The 442-nt window shown below is 59.7% G+C and carries 1 protein-coding gene; it reads right to left on the bottom strand.

Annotated elements, in window-relative coordinates:
* The coding region (locus HW466_RS31470) for a phage late control D family protein (RefSeq protein WP_176316180.1) at nt 1-442 on the bottom strand (442 nt) is incomplete at both ends.

Genomic DNA, 442 nt, shown 5'->3' on the forward strand with positions numbered 1-442 from the left:
AACTCTCGCTGGGCGGCAGGATCGCGGTCGTGCTCCGGGTGGCCGCTCAAGTCGAACCGCAAACCTGCATCGACGCCACGCACACCACCGGCTCCCGTAAATCGCTTGGCCCGTGATTCCCATTCTTCCAGATGCACTTTGGAAAGATGCTCGCCTCGATCCTGTCGATCGTAGGTGTAGGCCCCCGTGTACTCGTAGACCTCGGTCTGCTCGGGCAGATTGCCCTGCCCAGCCATGGTCGGCAGTGTCGTGCCCTTGGGATTGGCACCCACTGACGGCGCCTTGTAGTCAAACGTGCGGGTTGTATGCACCGAACTCTGCAAAGTCCGCGAACCCGCCCACTGCGTGAACGCATCCACTTCACTGCCAGCGCCGGATCTGTAAAACTCGACAGGATTGCTTTGTATCTGATCGAGCGAATGAACGTCGTCGGTCACGATCA

It is taken from the genome of Burkholderia territorii, assembly GCF_902833055.1.
GTDB lineage: Bacteria > Pseudomonadota > Gammaproteobacteria > Burkholderiales > Burkholderiaceae > Burkholderia > Burkholderia territorii.